Genomic DNA, 16018 nt, shown 5'->3' with positions numbered 1-16018 from the left:
ATGAGGATCGCTACTGGTTATTATTAACTAATGATTTTTCGACCTTTTCAAGAAACTGAATGGGCGATTTTATGACGATTTCGGTTTTCACTCGCACAATGCGTTTATTTGAAAATCGTTCCTCCCCTTTTATTTTGACATCGACAGCAAGAATTACGACATCAGCTGCAGAAATATCCTCTGTCAGCAGTTCGTTCTCCGTGCCGATAGTTCCCTGGGTTTCAACTCTTATATTATGACCAAGCGCTTTAGCACCTTTAATTAGCTTCTCACGGGCAATATAGGTGTGCGCAATACCCGCCGTACAGGCGGCAACACAAACAATATTCATAACATGCTCCACTTTTTATTTAGCAGACATTGGATTCAGCATATTGGCTAAAAAGCTCAATAATTTTCTGTGGACTGCTTTCGACTAACAGTTGTTCAATAATGTCGTCATCCGCCAACGCGCCGGCAACCTGCGAAAGCAGACGAATATGTGTAGTGTTTTGATCCTCAAGGCGTACGGCAAACAGAATGATGCAGCGCACGTTGCTGCCATCCAGGGTTTCCCAGGGAATATCCTGGCGGGTACGCCCAATTGCCAGCGTGGTATTGACCACCGCCGAGGATTTCCCGTGCGGGATCGCAATATGATTTTCGAAGCCGGTCGAGCCTTCTGATTCACGCTGCCAGACATCCTGAATAAACGTTTCCCGACAGCTAATTGCCCCATCTTTTTGCAGAATATCCGTCAGTTCCTCAATAGCCTCCGTTTTGCTTGTGGCCTTCATGTCCAAAATAACGCGATTTGTATTGAGTATTTTCGTGATGTCCATCAATCATACCTCATGGAGTTCAGACATTAATTTTCGACGACCAGCGACGTCGCCCGATGTAATTTTTCCGTAATAACCGTTTCTGTTACCCGCTTAATATCTGCATCATTGAAAAAGGCGGTGACATACACGACCGGCATAGCAACGGCAGGTAAATTTATCGTCGATACCACCAGTTCAATATCGTCAGTCAGTACGGAGGGCAGGCTGCCTGCCGATACCACGCCGACGATAGTCCAGTCCGGAAAGGCGCGCAGAATACGGCTTTTGAGTAAGTGAGAGGTGCCAATACCGGTTGAGCAGACCAGCAGCACGCGCTTACGCGCTATCTGCCGCTCCATTGCGGCTTGAAAATGCACGGTTAAATATCCCACCTCATCTTCCGACACGGCCCGCTCGCCCCAGCTGCTAAACACCCGATTCACCGCGCACTGGGTCAGACGCCACACGTCCTGCAACTCGCCTTTAATATCCTCCAGCAATGGATTGCGAATGCGGATCTGGTAGTTCAGGCGGTTAATCAGCGGCTTAATGTGGATCAGCAATCCGTCATAAAGCGCCGTGTCCTGGCTAAGATCGCTGTCGACCATCTCGGCAAAGGAGGCAATCAACCGATGGGTAATCAAACGCGCTTCGTCGCTGGAGTGCATATGGCCAATCACGCTCACGTCGTTATGCTCTTCAATTACCACGCCGGAAGAGATAATGTATTGATAAATAAACCAGACTTCGTCCTCCGGCAGCGGGTGGGCAATGCGTTTTTCAATATGCTGAATCATCCGGCTGGCAATGGAAAAAATATTCTCGTCACATGAGGTGATATTTTCATCTTTTCTCGGCAGCGCATTGCCCCGCGTGATGCGGTACATCATGATCAAAATATGGGTAAAGATATTGACGTAATAAGGCTCGCCCAGAGACCAGCACAGGTCGTTCTCCATTTCCTGCAATAACGTCTGGACAAATAAAACATCTTCTTCACCAAAGTAATGCACTAAGGCTTTATAACTGCCCGGGTCAAGGCGTGAATAAACCACGTTACCAGGTTCATTATGGTTAATCACGCCGTTAATCAGTGACGCCATCGCCTGGCGTACACCGCTCTCGCTGCCTTCGATATGCGTGCCGCTCTGACTGCGAATCAACGACAGGCCCAGTGGGGTAATCCAGGATTCAATTACTTTCAGATCGTTAACAATCGATGCGCTACTAATGAAATAACGTTCGGATAATTTACTGATCGACGTTTCATGCGGCGTTTCGCTTAATAACTGTGAGGCTATCTTGACTCGCCGTGAATTATTCATCATGCCGTCAGTATCATCACCTTCCGATCCTAATAACTGATCCATATATAAAAGGTCGGTAATATTATCGGAACTTAATATCACCCCAGCACCAGCACGTTTATCGATGGTTATTTTCCATTCTGATAACCAGGGTTCCAGTAAGCGCAGATCGCGCTGCACAGTTTTCTCTGAAACAGATAAATACTCGGCAATTTTCAGCAGCGTGACATATTCCTTCTTAGACAGAAGAAACTTTAATAATCTGTTTTGTCGCGAGGTAATCATTTGCATTATTTACCCTTATCACACACCAGATTAAATAGCTAAAGAAGCGCTTATGCTCCACGTGTAATCCGTGATGGTAAATATAAGAGGACTACGATGTGGCAACAATACTAAATCGTGTCCAGTAATCCGGACAGAAATAAGACAAAAAGAGGAAATAGTGAGATATTTACGGCGCAGATCACATTTTTCGCGGGAATCAGAGTGATACCGCTCGCAAATATGCAGAGATAAAAATTTAATTCAGGATGTTTTGGATTTTCAGATCTGGAATGCTGCTCGCAGCGTGGGCCGGATAAAACGCATCCGGCACCACCTCGACACATGCTTACAAGGTAATCGTCAGCTCACTGCCCTGTGGAGTAATAACTACACCCAGCTCGCTGCCCATATGCGACCCGCATTTAATGCCGCCAATTTCCTGAATATTTCGCAGGCACAGCGTCCAGTTACGTGCCTCACCGTTCCCTTTCACAGTGATGGTATTACCTACACGCGTCGCCTTCAGCGTGAAGATAACCGAGCCGTCCATCGCAGGCACTTCACACACCGCTTCCCGGCCCTCCTGCAGATGGAACAGCTGGAACGCGGTTCCTTCATGCCAGGCGTAGTCCGGCTTCTGGTTATTGCTGCCCAGCGCCAGCAGAGTGTTCTCGCGCACGTAGACTGGCAGACTCAGGAAGCCATGCTGCTGTTTATGCCAGCGACTGCCAGACACCTCGTCGTTACGCCACAGATGCGTCCAGCGTCCTTCCGGCAGGTAAAACTGCACATCGCCCGCCTCGCTAAACACCGGCGCAACCATCACGCTATCGCCCAACATGTACTGGCGGTCGAGATAATCACATGCCGGATCGTCCGGGAACTCCAGCATCATTGCGCGCATCATCGGCGTTCCTAGCTCATTGGCGCGCGCCGCTTCGCGATACAGATACGGCATCATGCGGCATTTCTGCTCGGTGAAGTAGCGCACCACATCGCAGGATTCGTCATCGTACGCCCACGGTACACGGTAGGATTTGCTACCGTGCAGACGGCTGTGGCTGGAGAGCAGCCCGAACGCACACCAGCGCTTGTAGACGTGCGCCGGGGCAGTATTCTCAAAGCCGCCAATATCGTGACTCCAGAAGCCAAAGCCGGACAGACCAATGGACAACCCGCCGCGCAGGCTTTCGGCCATCGATTCATAGTTGGCATAGCAATCGCCGCCCCAATGCACCGGAAACTGCTGCGCGCCGACCGAAGCTGAACGGGCAAACAGCACCGCCTCTTCTTCACCGACAGTCTCTTTCAGCACGTTCCACACCAGTTCGTTGTAGATGTACGCATAATGGTTATGCATTTTCTGCGGATCGGCACCGTCAAACCACTGAACGTCAGTAGGAATGCGTTCGCCAAAGTCGGTTTTGAAGCAGTCAACGCCAATATCCATCAGACCTTTCAGCTTATTGGCATACCACTCACAGGCTTGCGGATTAGTGAAGTCGTAAATCGCCAGGCCCGGCTGCCATTTATCCCATTGCCACAGGGAACCGTCCGGCCGCTTGAGCAGATAGCCTTTCTCTTTCAGCTCTTTGAATATTGGCGATTTCTGGCCAATATACGGGTTAATCCACACGCAGACCTTCAGCCCTTTTTCTTTCAGGCGGCGGATCATGCCTTCCGGGTCCGGGAAGGTCAGCGGATCCCACTCAAAGTCACACCACTGGAAGGCTTTCATCCAGAAGCAGTCAAAGTGAAAAACGTGTAGCGGCAGATTGCGCTCGGCCATGCCGTCGATAAAGCTGTTGACCGTCGCTTCGTCATAATTGGTGGTGAACGACGTGGTCAGCCACAGGCCGAACGACCAGGCGGGCGGCAGCGCGGGACGGCCAGTGAACTGGGTATAACGGTTCAACACGTCCTTCGGCGTTGGGCCGTCGATGACGAAATATTCCAGATACTCGCTTTCCACGCTGAACTGCACTTTCGACACTTTCTCAGAGCCGATTTCAAACGACACGCACTGCGGATGGTTCACCAGTACGCCGTAACCGCGGTTGGTGATATAGAATGGGATGTTCTTGTAAGATTGCTCGGTGCTGGTGCCGCCGTCACGGTTCCAGGTTTCTACCGTTTGCCCGTTACGCACCAGCGCGGTAAAGCGCTCGCCCAGGCCGTATACCGTTTCCCCGACGCCGAGATCCAGGCGCTCAAACATAAAGTTTTTCCCGCTGTTGGTATCCTGCACGTAGCCGTTGTTTTTCAGCTGGCTGCCGGTAATACGTTCGCCGTTACGCAGGAAATCCAGTGACCAGAATTCCCCTTTGGTTACGCGCACGCTCAGGTTACCGCTCTTCAGTTCGGCAATCTCAGCGGTGTTGCGCATCTCGACCTTCACATCCTGCAGCACATTGAGCGGGTAATGCGGACCGGTATCCAGCGCCCCCTGGAAGTGCTCCATACGCACACCGACCACGCCTTCCTGCGGCGAGAAGAAGCGCAGGGTAAACAATGGGGTATCCAGTTGCCAGGTACGTTCACGCACATCGCGCGGCGCAACGTAGACAATCATCTCATTGCCCTGCTGTTCAACCTCGAACACCTGAATCGGGTTAATCACGTTCAGACCGGGCTGAATCAGCCAGTTTCCATCGCTAATTTTCATCATCGGTTCCTTAGTTCTGTAATTCTTTCGTCGTGAAATCTTGCTGATTGCGGCGCGCGCCCTGCGCCAGTTGGCTCATGATTTCAGTCAGATACGGGGTTTTTAGGGTGTAGAAGCGTTTGGCGATCACGGCACTCAGCAGGTAGCAAATAGCCGGGACTATGGTGAACAGCGCGATGATGATGCTAATGGTGGCGCCGTTCTGGGTTTTCGCTGCGGCGTCGTAGCCCCCACCTGCCAGCATCCAGCCGATCAGCGCCCCGCCGAGCGCCAAGCCCAGCTTGAGCACGAACAACGTGCCGGCAAAGCTGATCCCCGTCAGACGTTTTCCGTTGCACCACTCGCCGTAATCCACGGTGTCGGACATCATTACCCACTGAATTGGCGTCACGAGCTGATGCAGTACGCCAATCACGAAGATGAAGACGAACATGGTAATGTTGGCGTGCATCGGTACGAAGAACATCGCCAGACTGACGGCCGCCAGCGCGGCGTTGGTCCACCAGAAGACGCTGACTTTGCATTTCCAGTCGGTCAGCGGCTTCGCCAGCGCAGAGCCGATAAGATTGCCGACGCAATAGGTGGTGAGGAAGGCGACAAACACTTCTGGCGTGCCCAGAATCCAGGTGACGTAATACATCATCGCCCCGCCGCGTACGCAGACAGCAAGGATGTTGAGGATGGTCAGCAGGCCGACGATGCGCCATTGATCGTTCTGCCAGATGTCGCGCAGGTCTTCACGCATTGAGTTGCTGCTCGGCGGCGCTTCCACGCGTTCTTTGGTGGTGAAAAAGCAAAATGCCAGCATCAGGAACGTCACAACCGAGAGCACGGCAATCCCGCCCTGAAAGCCGAACGCTTTATCCTCGCCGCCAATCAGATTTACCAGCGGCATCATCAGCACGGTGGAGAGCATGCCGCCCGCCGTCGCCAGCACGAAGCGCCAGGACTGCAGGGAGATACGCTGCGTGGGGTCATTGGTGATGACGCCGCCCAGCGCGCAATAGGGAATATTCACCACGGTATAAAGCAGGGTCAGCAGCGTGTAGGTGATTGCGGCATAAATCATTTTGCCATGCAGGCTGAGATCCGGTGTGCTGTAGGCGAGCACACAGACCAGACCAAACGGCAGTGCGCCAAACAGTACCCACGGGCGAAATTTCCCCCATCGCGACCGGGTGCGGTCGGCGAGCAGTCCCATGCAAGGGTCTGAGATAGCATCCAGCGCGCGGGCCAGCAGGAACATGGTGCCGACAAATCCGGCCGGAATACCAAAAATATCGGTATAGAAGAACATCATATATAACATGACGTTATCGAAGATAATGTGGCTCGCCGCATCGCCCATTCCGTAGCCAATCTTCTCTTTAACGGACAAAATCTCACTTTTCATTACGCATCCTTGTTAGCACTTTCACACGCACTGATACCGGTTACAGTTCTTGTAAACCATCCCTGTGAGCGCGGGTATTCCGATATCTCGTTATCAAATTACGATTCTTGTTTTCTGTGATCAGAGTTGCGTCGAAAAATGTGATGAAATGTAACTACCGGATTTATTGAGGATTTATATGAAACCGATCATGGCAAGACAAAAGGGAAGTTAAAAAAGTGAGTGAGGGGGTGTGGAAACCCCAGGAAGTAGCTATAATGCGCCCCGCCTCCATGTAGCAATCGAGGCGCGGAAGATCGTCATCTCCGGTGAGGTGGCTGGACTTCAAATCCAGTTGGGGGCGCCAGCGTTCCCGGGCAGGTTCGACTCCTGTGATCTTCCGCCAAAATAGACACCTTTTCAAAGCATGTCATATATCCTGCCTTTGTGATAATCATCACTACATCTTTTCAAAAATTCATATAATTATTACATTCTACATGCAAACAATGAATGAGATCGTTATGGACGATATTCAAAAGGAACATCTTTCACCTTTTTTTTCTATATTGATTGGCTTTAATAAATCAAACTACACAGCTAAATATTTACATAATTCTATAATGCAAATTATAGATACAAAAATATATAATGAAGGAGATATACAACAATACTTAACTAAATCTGAAGCAATCAACGATGCTACCGTATTTATCTCTCCTTACTCAATAAATAAAATACCCAGTTGGACTAAAAGAAACGATATACATGATATCGAGAACCACATTGCACTAACATTTTCCCTTGGAAGTTATGTAGCATTTTACTTTTCAGAAAAAGGAATGAAGGATTCAATAAGGGAACATTTCAAAAATTCGCCACTAACAAATTTGCTTCCTGTGGAGATATCACATTTAAATCACTTATTTATCAATGAAGATAATATCAAAATGCTCTGGCTCCTTGGCATTCATGGTAAAACAACTTTCAAGGCTGATTCAAAAGTTTTAGGCGGTAATAGTGTTGCGGAGTCGTTAGATCCTCTTGAAGACCAATCATATATGATGTCAGCAGTTAGAACTGAAATTGGAAGTAATAATAAAACCATAGGATTAAACCCGTTCAAATCATCGATCTGGAAAGGGCCATGTAAAGACTGGAATTCATTTGAAAAAAACGTTATAGAAATATTAGACATGTTAAACGCTAATAACCAAATCAACCTGACACCAATAGGTATTCTAGCAAGTCCGATAAATGAACTTAATGGTGTAAATGACGCATATGATTTTTCTGTAGTTGATCCTGACTTCGTTACTTACGAAATGAGCCCTACGAAAGTTGATCTACTGAGAAAAGTCGCCAATAAATATAGAATAGAAGTTTACCCAATCTTGAACTCAGCATTTTCGTTGAAAGTTTTTTATGAAAATGTTCATTGCGGAGAAATCAGTGTAAGGCTAACGGTTAAAGATTATGAAGTTTTCTTTGAAGTTTATAATCAACAACCTGTGTCACAAAAAAAAGAAATACTAAATAATTATTCTAAAATATTCAAGTATCCCGAGTTTATCAAGTGCTGGTACGAATCAGGACACGCAGTAGTTAATTCTTGGATTTTCAAAACTGATTATAAAGATGTATCTTATAATGGATTTATTTGGGCTGATTTCGAGAAATTTGATATTTGTAAAGAGAAACCGCTAATTGCAGATAAACTAGATCTGACAAAAATTGGAATGCAAAATTCTCTTTTTTGTTGGGTGAAAAATCGTTGGAATAGTCGTTGGGATTCATCAGAAAACTTTAATACAACCGAGAAACCTACTGGATGGCTGTATTGTGATGATGGATCTGGTGAAAAAGCAGACTTTATTCATATTGATGATTATAATGATAAAACCATAATTTCTCTTATCCATATCAAAGCCGCTAATAGTAGCAGTCATAACAGAAGAATATCAGTAGGTGCACATGATATTGTCTTAAGTCAAGCAGTTAAAAATCTCAGGTATTCAAATCGTAAAAATCTTATTCAAGATCTTACAGATAGAGCTTCAACCTCTCAAAATAAAATGTGTTGGCACGACAATAAACCAATTCAGCCTTCAGATTTCCTGATGCAACTTTCATCCTTAAATTCCAATCCTAATAAAATAAAAACAAGAGTAATAGTTATACAGCCTCACACAACTAAGAGCTATTATACAAAATCGCAAAATAACAATATTAAGCGACAGCTAGATGTATTATTAGTTAGTTCAGATAACGCAATAAAATCCTCTGGAGCAGAGTTTCATATCATTGGTCTTTATGATAATTGAGGTTATGAAAATGTCTAACCGTTAGGTTCTATTCCCTTGGCTCTTAATGCCTCCCTCGCCAGTTCCTTCAACCAACTGGCGAGACTTACCCCTTCTTCAGCAGCTACTGCATCCAACTGCTCCTTCAATGCCGGATCAATACGCATTTTGAACTGCGGTGACTGACCGCCGCCTTTTGGTTTTTTTTCGCGCGATATGATTGACATGGGGCCACCTATCCAATTACTCTCACTACATAGGAGGCCACCTAAAAGCCTACTACACTAGCAACGCCTCGTTGTGCGGGAACACAGCCGGAGCGTCTAACCTCACCAACTATCAAGGAGTTGATTATGGCTGATTCGCATTCTACCCCAGACACCGACCAATCTGGAACCGAGCGTTCGGTAATTGTGGGATATCGCCCGAATGTTTTCGACAAATCCACACCCAAAATTATTCTTTCCGGCAAGTGGCTACGCGAAGCGGGGTTTGATACCGGGCAACAGATTAGCGTAAAAGTGATGAATGGCTGTATCGTCCTGATGGTCTACGGCGAGCAGGAACAACGGTTGCAGGATGAGCTGCAAGAAGCAAATCAGAAGTTAAAAAGAATTGAGAGCACGTTGGCGACTCTCCAGTGAAGTACAGCTGAACCTGCAAGCAGTACTTACAGGTTCACTTGGTGCCGGATGGCGCTTGCGCTTATCCGGCCTACTCTCCTGGAAAATGAAGCCAAAGTGTAACGGGAACCCAAACAAATGAATCACCACGAAAAACCAGACACCATCTTTTCGATTGACGACGATGAAAAAGTCGAAGAAATAAAAATTCAGTTACTGAAAGCCAAGATTCAATGTGCACAATGTGATATTCATTCTGATAATATTGTTAACGGCGATAATTTCTTTGATGAATTAATGGAGCCTAATAAATGAAAAAAGCATTATAAACTTACGGGCAATAATCAATAATTATGATATTTGAAGCAGCAACTCATTATCCATGAATCAGAAACGCATTAGAAATCATTCAACCACTACACTAAAAATCATAATAAAAATACTATCCTGATGGCCTATGCCAAACGATAAACATGACAGCACAATAAACACCATATTATAATCCCGCTAAAAATACACAGGCATCCTTTTTCTTTAATCAGGAAGGGACAGCCTCGTTTCTAATAAATTAGATTATTGGGTTACATATGAAAAACGTATTCATGGCAATGGTTATCGCTCTCGTCACTATCACCGCATCATCTACTGTTTTCGCATGCCCGAAAGGAGAACACCCGCACGGCGGTACTGGCTCACACCATAAGGGCGGCTGGTGCTCGTATGATCAGTAAAATTGCCATTCCTGTCTTGTTATTGCTCTTTTTTCAACGCCTGTACTGGCAAAATCGACATTGAATATCGACGGCAACTCGCTTTATCACGGCTATCAGTTGTATGAGAAAGGTTTTGATTATTTGAATGTTCGGGATGAACAGACAGCAGTGATGTATATGTCTTTTGTTGCCGGTGTAGCGGGGACACTATCAAAAGAAAATATCATCTGTAATGAAAGCATAACCATTGGACAGGAAGCTGATATTGTTGGTAATTACCTCCAGACCCATCCTAAAGAACGAACAAAATACAGTCCTTCTGAATTGGCCATGATTGCTTTGGGCAAAGAACTTGCTTGTAACAAAAATAGTAATAGCTAGCGCTGTACGCAGCTTATTTACCGGATGGCGCTAACGCTTATCCGACCTACCGCCTCCCCAAAAAATAAAGCCGCTGACCCATTAATCAGCGGCTTTTCCATTACCAGCAACTACATCAGAAGTTATATTTCACGCCGAGCATACCGCGGGTATCGCTGTAGCCTTTGTCGCCGACCTGTTGGGCCACGTTGCTCCACACGTTGAGGCGCGGAGTAATTTGACCTTCAACGCCCACTTTCAGCTCGCCGATATTCTTCGTACCGCGCATATCGTTGCTCACATCATCCATCTTCACGCTGGTCGTCTGCGTGTTGTGGATCCAGTTGACTTCGACAAACGGCTGGAACTCGCGAGATTTACCGTCATCGATGGCGTTATGGCCGTTGATAAAGGCTTTCACGCCCAGACGAGTCATCAGGTTGCCATCGGTGTCATCCTTCACGCGGGTACCGTTCGCTTCGCGGTGGCTGTCGGCCTGCACGTCCATCCATACCACCTGCGCTTTTGGTTGCAGCCAGTAGCTGTTGCGCTCGTTCTCACCCAGTTTGAAGCTATAACCCGCTTCGACCGAAGCAGTAATCCCGCTGGATTTATATTTCTCTGTCGCCTGCTCCTGGCCCATCACCTTGTTATCAAACCAGTTGTACAGCATCCAGGTGTCCACGTAGGTGCCGGTTTTGTCTGCGTCATTGGCATACCATGTGCCGTACAGCCCTACGCTGTAACCGGTGACCTGACCACGTGAATGGTAGCCGGTCAGGCTGGACTGCGTGCGGTTCTGGCTGTTGGCGTAACCAGCCATTGCGCCGATGTGCCAACGGTCGAGGCCGTCGCTACTCCACTGCGCCAGATCACCGCCCAGCTGCAACACATAGCTGTTGCTTTGGGTTTTCAACTGCCCGCTACCGTCTTTAAAGCGGGTATGCGCCCCGACGTTACGCATCCACATACTGGTGACTTTTTTCTCGCCCGTCAGCATGTCGATGTACTGCGTTTCGCCCAGACGATCGTGCAGTCGGGTCATAAACAGCGTGTTAGCGGCGTAGTTGTTCGCCAGATAACTGCCTGCTTCCGGGCGGTATTGCTGCTCGGTGACCGGAGGTGCGACAGGTATTTCCGGCTCAGGGATTATCGGATCGACCGGGTCTGGATCGACAGGACCTGGGTCAATAGGGTCAACCGGATCCGGGTCAACGGGGTCTGGGTCGATGGGATCTACCGGGTCCGGATCGACCGGGTCCGGTTCTTCCGGATCCGGCGGAGCAGGAATAAAGCTGGTTAGATACCAGTTGCTGCCCTTTTGCACCACGTTATAGTCGTACGCACCAGCAACAATACGGCCTGCTTTCTCAAAAGTACCGTCAGAATTACCGGCTACTTCGATGATCTCAATACCTTCAACGGTCTGCGCCCCGGTTCCGCCAATGTTGTTCACCGCCACAAACGCATTACCTGCGGTGTTGCCGAGCACTTTCAGCTTGTCGGTTTCGGAGGTGTCGTCATTCAGGACGGTATTGAAAACCAGTTTGCCGCCGTTGCCGGTGAAATCTTCATTAATGGTAAGCGTCTGCCACGGTTCGCCGTCAGTATGCCCAAAGTTCACCACTGACCCGCCGTTCAGCGTCAGGTCGGTGAGCGTTGAGCTGTTGGTCATGTTCCAGGTCGCATCGCTCATTTGCAGCGAGATAACCCCCGTTCCGGCCGAGACGCTGGTGATGTATGACGCCCCACTCCACAACGAGTTGTCGGTCATGTTGAGCGTAATGGTACTGTTTTGCTGCGGCAGGCTGCTGGTCGCGGCAGTCGCGCCAGCGGCGTGAAGATCGCCGTCGATAAGGAAGCGCCCGCCAGCGGAGCCGTCTACGGAGCCGCCCGTTTCGGTGCTGATGGCATAACTTTCATTGCTGTGATTGCCCGCCATAGTAATGGAGGCGCCGCCAGCCAGGTTTATTGCCCCGCGTGAAGTCGCATACAGACCGCGTGGCGCTTTGCTGTAAGACGCCGCTTTCGCCGAATTGTTTACGTTGATCGTCGCGTTTTCGCCGAGATTCACGGTTGCATTGGTGGAATAAACCGCATGGGCGCTGACGCCGTTGACCGTAATCGTGGCATTGTTGCCCAGTTCCGTTTTGGAAGATGAGGCGGCATAGATCCCTGTCGAGGACGCGCCCGACGTCTCGATAGTGGCGTCATCACCAAGGCGGATCGAGGAGCCGCTCTGCCCGGTGCGAAGACCTTCTGAACTGTCACCGATCGTCACAATGTGTGCCCGATCGCCGACGACAATCGTATTTTTGGCCTGCGTAGCGTCTTTCATTGCGTTTGCAGTGATACCACGCCCCTGATAACCGGTGGTTTGAATATACAGATCGTCGCCGACGTATATGTTGGCTGAACCTTTCCAACCCTGGCTATAGGAGTTGTAACCGGCGTTAATACCGTCACCATCCTGACCGTCCACATAAATGCTGGTGCGATCTCCGGTGATGATAAAGACCGGGTTATCCGGCGTATTAGCCCCGTGCGTGCGAATACCGTCAACATCTTTACCATTGTTGGCAGCATTCTTCGACTGTGTGCGAATCGTCAGGTCGTCACCGAAAATAACGCCTGGGCTACCCGTCGCGCTATTCTGAATAACGGTAATGGAGTGCTCGAAGGCTTCTGCTCCTGGCCCATTGAGCGTTAACCCATTGCCAAAAACCGGAATGGTGCCAGCACTCCATTGATAAACATAATTCGGCGTAGCGCTGGTTTTAGCGAAACTGGCATTCGCCTGTGCAGGAAATAAAGCCTGCAACTCCGGGGGCAGACTACTAACCAGACCGCTGGAAGGAAGACTATCAACATCAATCCAGGCTGCATGGGCCGAAAATACCATAGAAGTTAATGCGGCTGAAACCGCGATGGCAATACGAGAGTAAGATTTGGGATTTGGCATATTAGCCTCCTGCTATTAGGCGTAGAGCGTCCACCACATCGCAAGGATGTGAAATAATAAAAATCAGAAATGCGTTATAAAATATTCGATAGTATTTTATGAATACTATGGCCCAACTTATCTTCAAGCCGGAGCTTATAGACATATATTTTCTTAATATCAATATTATCTATTTGGGTAATTTGCTGAATACTTTTTCCTGAGACAAATCGCTTCAGTAATATCATTTCTGTATAGTTGAGTGTGCGCCCACGTTTACTGTTAGCGAGATGACCGGTAAATAATCGTCTCATTTTCTGATGCTGTACGTCATCATCATCATCAGAATATATAATCCCTTGTATTTTATTGCTTTTCGACAGCCAGTAGTTGGCTAACGGCGCCAGGTTCCGGTCCGCTATCAAAACAATATGCATGCCGCTATAAGCCAGACGATCAACCCATTGCGGGTCGGCAAACAGGCGCAGGTTCGGGAAAGAGAAGTCCACAAAAATAAACCCGCGCGACAAATGGTTTTGATTATTAAGCAGAAGTTTTTCAATAATTCCTTTTTGCAGAAAGCCATTTCCCTCAGGCCAGATAGCAAAAGCGGCACGGTGACAGTAACTGGCGCGAACCGCAGCATCCGGAAATAATTGACAGGATAATTCACAGCTTATGCAACGAACACTCTGTGATGGTGATCTCTTCATCAAAAATGACTCCTGTTATTTTTCCATAAATATTTCATTGGTAAATAAATGTGTCAATCCGACACGTACAACATTCCTTGTCAGCTAATAACAGTGGCGCTAATAAAATGTAATAAACTCCTGATGTGCTAATAAGTATGGACTGTGATTAATACGATTGCGCTAAGCTTTTTTGTGCCTTATCTCAGAATAACAGTCTGGGCATTAGGAATTTTATGCATAAATTAAAATCCTAGGATAAATCTTAAAAAAGCACTATTTGCTAAAAAACAACCGATGTAAACGATGCTCATTAATTACACAATACTGATAACTCAATCACCCTTGAAGTGCTGTGTATAAATATAATGATAATTCAGATAAACCTGTAATGAATTCTCATTATTTAACATTAGTTAATTTTACCTAAGAACTTGATCAGCTAACACGTTGTATGTAAAGAACATTTAAATCTTAAGTGAAATTCTTATCTGCGATCACGTACAAAGAGTGAGGCATATTATCAATTTGGATGTAAAATTTAAGGTAAGTGTTGGCACATGCGGTGATACGTTTAGGTTACTGAGGGCTGGGCAATTGTACCTTATCAATCAGTTGGTCGAATTTAATCCTGATAACAAAAGCCTGGTCAATCGACAGACAGGGCGAGCAATTCAACTACAGATACCAGCCTCGCTCTGTTTTCTCTATTTAATTACTCACGCAAGTGACATTGTTTCTCAGAACACGTTGATTAAAGTGGGCTGGGGTGAGAGAAATAATGTGACCACCACCAACACATTTTACCAGGCTATTCTGACGCTACGTAATGCTCTGGCGGATGTGGGTCTGCCGAGAGATACGGTAAAAACAATTTCCCGGCGCGGGCTTGCATTAAATGAAAATACGCAGGTTGAGGCGATAACACATCCTCAAAGTGAAGTTTACCAGCCACCGGTTATAGAGGATTACGCGCCCCCAAAGATAATTGCTCCCGCGCCTCAACAAACGACGCGGGGACCCTGGTGGTACATTATATTTAGCACGGGCATCGTTATTGCCACCCTGATTATCTGGCTGGTGTGGTATCAGACGCGTCCTGTTATGCCGTTTAGTAAATTCGTGTCTGTTTCTATGCAAGTTCCCTCTCGGCAAAACTGTAAAATTTATTACTCACCAAATGAGCACGACCAGGAGAATTATTTCAATCTGATGCAACTGCATCCCTATCTCTGCGAAAACAACAAGCACGTCTTCCTTTCCGGCTACCGCAAAGCGGAGAGGATCGTGGCGTTTGTCTGTGATAAAGATGCGCGGATAGATGCTAACGCGTTTTGTACTACCCACTATTACTGGATGCGCGGGTAATGAAAAAAATACATCACCTTATTCTGCTGGTAATCGGTCTGGCGACGTTGCTCGGTTCAGGCGGGTGGCTATGGTATTCACGCTTTGCCGAAAAGCCGCTGAGTTGCATCGGCAACGTGGAATGGAATATTGGCAGCAATCGCTTTGCCGGTACGTTAGCGTTTCGGATGTACGATAATGCAGGTTTGGCCACCATTACCGGAAAACTGTACGGACGTAATACCTCAGACATCAGCAGGAACATTTATTTCAACTACACCAGACAGCACGAAGCCCGGGTGCTACAGGCGATGCAGGTGGTCAAAACCTTCGCAGACAGCGCCGATGAAACGGATATTAACAATACCTTACCCGGTTTTTACCGCCAAAGCGGACGAACCCTCAGTCTGGTCATGGAAGAGTATAAGGGCACATGGATCTTTGCCAGCTCCAATGTACCCTCGTTGTATTGCCGCAAGAGGTAACGTCATATCCGGAAACAAAAATCGCGCCCCCTCAATGGAATTCATATTTGCCATCATCGACTTACGCGACATGGGTCACTGAATCCTCTAATAACCCATTGCTATTCTTCATCCCGAATCAGGAAACATCCTGAATATCA

Annotated in this window: 14 protein-coding genes and 1 tRNA gene; 7 read left to right on the top strand and 8 right to left on the bottom strand. The window is 47.5% G+C overall.

Annotated elements, in window-relative coordinates; genetic code table 11:
* Nucleotides 1–10: 10 nt before the first annotated feature.
* The 5 genes from OGV98_RS23155 to OGV98_RS23135 all read right to left on the bottom strand — a co-directional run bounded on the left by OGV98_RS23155 (nt 11) and on the right by OGV98_RS23135 (nt 6435).
* The gene (locus OGV98_RS23155; RefSeq protein ID WP_003844521.1) at nt 11–331 is read right to left on the bottom strand and encodes a PTS fructose transporter subunit IIB; all 321 of its coding nucleotides are present in this window, start codon (nt 329–331) and stop codon (nt 11–13) included.
* 19 nt (nt 332–350) lie between these two features.
* On the bottom strand, nt 351–821 hold the full coding sequence (locus OGV98_RS23150) for a PTS sugar transporter subunit IIA (protein ID WP_008786490.1): 471 nt from the start codon (nt 819–821) through the stop codon (nt 351–353).
* A 26-nt stretch (nt 822–847) separates the two neighbouring features.
* Nucleotides 848–2401, bottom strand: a complete 1554-nt coding sequence (locus tag OGV98_RS23145; RefSeq protein ID WP_003844519.1) for a BglG family transcription antiterminator — start codon at nt 2399–2401, stop codon at nt 848–850.
* A gap of 322 nt (nt 2402–2723) precedes the next feature.
* On the bottom strand, nt 2724–5042 hold the full coding sequence (gene yicI / locus OGV98_RS23140; RefSeq protein WP_143114215.1) for an alpha-xylosidase: 2319 nt from the start codon (nt 5040–5042) through the stop codon (nt 2724–2726).
* A 10-nt stretch (nt 5043–5052) separates the two neighbouring features.
* Nucleotides 5053–6435 (bottom strand): glycoside-pentoside-hexuronide family transporter, encoded by a 1383-nt coding sequence (locus OGV98_RS23135; RefSeq protein WP_057101843.1) that lies wholly within the window; start codon nt 6433–6435, stop codon nt 5053–5055.
* A 290-nt stretch (nt 6436–6725) separates the two neighbouring features.
* Here OGV98_RS23135 and OGV98_RS23130 point away from each other — a divergent pair.
* Nucleotides 6726–6820: transfer RNA gene (locus OGV98_RS23130), tRNA-Sec, on the top strand.
* A 118-nt stretch (nt 6821–6938) separates the two neighbouring features.
* Nucleotides 6939–8738 carry a hypothetical protein gene (locus tag OGV98_RS23125; RefSeq protein ID WP_198682976.1) on the top strand — a complete coding sequence of 600 codons (1800 nt, stop codon included), beginning with the start codon at nt 6939–6941 and terminating at the stop codon, nt 8736–8738.
* Nucleotides 8739–8752: 14 nt separating this feature from the next.
* Here the strand turns inward: OGV98_RS23125 and OGV98_RS23120 are convergent, their stop codons facing one another.
* On the bottom strand, nt 8753–8944 hold the full coding sequence (locus OGV98_RS23120; RefSeq protein ID WP_032937148.1) for a toxin-antitoxin system HicB family antitoxin: 192 nt from the start codon (nt 8942–8944) through the stop codon (nt 8753–8755).
* Between the two features lie 126 nt (nt 8945–9070).
* Between OGV98_RS23120 and OGV98_RS23115 the strand changes: the two genes are divergently transcribed.
* The 3 genes from OGV98_RS23115 (at nt 9071) to OGV98_RS23105 (ending at nt 10434) form a co-directional block, all read left to right on the top strand.
* Nucleotides 9071–9361, top strand: coding sequence for a SymE family type I addiction module toxin (locus OGV98_RS23115; RefSeq protein ID WP_044700468.1), 291 nt, complete (start codon nt 9071–9073; stop codon nt 9359–9361).
* A gap of 117 nt (nt 9362–9478) precedes the next feature.
* Nucleotides 9479–9655, top strand: a complete 177-nt coding sequence (locus OGV98_RS23110; protein WP_003844487.1) for a hypothetical protein — start codon at nt 9479–9481, stop codon at nt 9653–9655.
* Between the two features lie 476 nt (nt 9656–10131).
* Entirely contained in the window at nt 10132–10434 is a 303-nt protein-coding gene (locus OGV98_RS23105) for a Rap1a/Tai family immunity protein (RefSeq protein ID WP_225990927.1), read from the top strand.
* A 115-nt stretch (nt 10435–10549) separates the two neighbouring features.
* Here the strand turns inward: OGV98_RS23105 and misL are convergent, their stop codons facing one another.
* Both misL and OGV98_RS23095 read right to left on the bottom strand, forming a co-directional pair.
* Complete coding sequence (misL, locus tag OGV98_RS23100) at nt 10550–13375, bottom strand: intestinal colonization autotransporter adhesin MisL (RefSeq protein ID WP_136346024.1); 2826 nt, start codon at nt 13373–13375, stop codon at nt 10550–10552.
* Between the two features lie 74 nt (nt 13376–13449).
* Entirely contained in the window at nt 13450–14067 is a 618-nt protein-coding gene (locus OGV98_RS23095; protein ID WP_003023988.1) for a helix-turn-helix transcriptional regulator, read from the bottom strand.
* A 576-nt stretch (nt 14068–14643) separates the two neighbouring features.
* Here OGV98_RS23095 and OGV98_RS23090 point away from each other — a divergent pair.
* Nucleotides 14644–15414 (top strand): winged helix-turn-helix domain-containing protein, encoded by a 771-nt coding sequence (locus OGV98_RS23090; protein ID WP_016151203.1) that lies wholly within the window; start codon nt 14644–14646, stop codon nt 15412–15414.
* Nucleotides 15414–15878 carry a hypothetical protein gene (locus OGV98_RS23085; protein ID WP_003840687.1) on the top strand — a complete coding sequence of 155 codons (465 nt, stop codon included), beginning with the start codon at nt 15414–15416 and terminating at the stop codon, nt 15876–15878. The genes OGV98_RS23090 and OGV98_RS23085 overlap by 1 nt, the downstream gene beginning before the upstream one ends.
* Nucleotides 15879–16018: the final 140 nt, after the last annotated feature.

The organism is Citrobacter sp. Cf136 (assembly GCF_030333815.1).
Taxonomy (GTDB): Bacteria; Pseudomonadota; Gammaproteobacteria; order Enterobacterales; family Enterobacteriaceae; genus Citrobacter; species Citrobacter freundii.
This window is presented reverse-complemented; position numbering and strand designations above follow the sequence as displayed.

Coding starts and splice junctions, on each gene's coding strand:
- OGV98_RS23155 (WP_003844521.1), bottom strand. CDS start 331: ATGAATATTGTTTGTGTTGCCGCCTGTACGGCGGGTATTGCGCACACC.
- OGV98_RS23150 (WP_008786490.1), bottom strand. CDS start 821: ATGGACATCACGAAAATACTCAATACAAATCGCGTTATTTTGGACATG.
- OGV98_RS23145 (WP_003844519.1), bottom strand. CDS start 2,401: ATGCAAATGATTACCTCGCGACAAAACAGATTATTAAAGTTTCTTCTG.
- yicI (WP_143114215.1), bottom strand. CDS start 5,042: ATGAAAATTAGCGATGGAAACTGGCTGATTCAGCCCGGTCTGAACGTG.
- OGV98_RS23135 (WP_057101843.1), bottom strand. CDS start 6,435: ATGAAAAGTGAGATTTTGTCCGTTAAAGAGAAGATTGGCTACGGAATG.
- OGV98_RS23125 (WP_198682976.1), top strand. CDS start 6,939: ATGGACGATATTCAAAAGGAACATCTTTCACCTTTTTTTTCTATATTG.
- OGV98_RS23120 (WP_032937148.1), bottom strand. CDS start 8,944: ATGTCAATCATATCGCGCGAAAAAAAACCAAAAGGCGGCGGTCAGTCA.
- OGV98_RS23115 (WP_044700468.1), top strand. CDS start 9,071: ATGGCTGATTCGCATTCTACCCCAGACACCGACCAATCTGGAACCGAG.
- OGV98_RS23110 (WP_003844487.1), top strand. CDS start 9,479: ATGAATCACCACGAAAAACCAGACACCATCTTTTCGATTGACGACGAT.
- misL (WP_136346024.1), bottom strand. CDS start 13,375: ATGCCAAATCCCAAATCTTACTCTCGTATTGCCATCGCGGTTTCAGCC.
- OGV98_RS23095 (WP_003023988.1), bottom strand. CDS start 14,067: ATGAAGAGATCACCATCACAGAGTGTTCGTTGCATAAGCTGTGAATTA.
- OGV98_RS23085 (WP_003840687.1), top strand. CDS start 15,414: ATGAAAAAAATACATCACCTTATTCTGCTGGTAATCGGTCTGGCGACG.